At 40.0% G+C, this 954-nt stretch carries 1 protein-coding gene; it reads right to left on the reverse strand.

Translation table 11 applies throughout. The annotated features are described in order from the left end of the window. The coding region (locus tag B2633_RS05155; protein ID WP_483169597.1) for a hypothetical protein at positions 1-516 on the reverse strand (516 nt) is incomplete at its 3' end. Positions 517-954: the final 438 nt, after the last annotated feature.

Raw genomic sequence — 954 nt, forward strand, 5'->3', positions numbered from 1 at the left:
TGCTTCGAAGCTAAGTTTCAACATGCCCTGCAAGTTGGCTGCGGTATGCGGATCGGCCAGGGCCAGCCACGCGGAACAACAACAGATCAGGAATAGAATAAGCGCAGAGAATATGGCAGCCTTCTTAAGTTCAGATCTAAAGTTACTGATCGGTTGCTTGAGAAGCTTCACTTTACGGCCGACATAAACGCCGGCTAGTATACCAGGAATCACGTTAAACACCGGTACTCCCATAAAGAAGCCAAAAATACCGAAGGAATAGACAGTGTAGAGTACAGCCAGGGGAAAGTAATTAGCAGTGTAAAATCTGTCTACCCGCTTTAATTTTCGTAGTAATACGATGCACAAGATTATGCCAGCAAATAGTCCCGCAACCATCCATAATCGGCTATCAATCTTTAGCAGAAAACTGAGCCACCAGAAAGCGCAAAATACTATTACAGGAATGATAAAACCAAGAATAACTGCTGCGAAAACTTTGTCGAATTTGGTCATTGCTAATACTCCTTTCTTCATCGAAAAAACAAAGACGGCTATTATACATTATTACCCGCAATACAAAGGACTTTAAAAACTCACCTGTGTCTGCATTAGAACCGAAGGATTTTGATACCCAGTCTATAGAATAGTAGCCATGTCACCTATCATTATGGTTTTGTAACAATAAACTATTCTATATTTGGTGTCAATATCATTTTTATATATAATTGGACGCCGAGTACGCGAATTTGTTTGGAATTTATCATTATTATAATTGGTGATAACCCATACTTGACAAGGATTTGCGACTGACCCAGCTGGATGAGTGTTGACAATGGTGGGCATGGAAACATGTCACCGAAGGGATGTTATGTTATGAAGAAAACTAGGTACTTGATCCATGTCTTGATTCTAATAATATCGATTGCGTACAGCAGCCATGCGATATCATCTGTTACTACTAACTCATAATGT

The sequence above is a fragment of the Syntrophomonas sp. UBA1041 genome (assembly GCF_002316705.1).
Classification (GTDB): domain Bacteria; phylum Bacillota; class Syntrophomonadia; order Syntrophomonadales; family Syntrophomonadaceae; genus DTU019.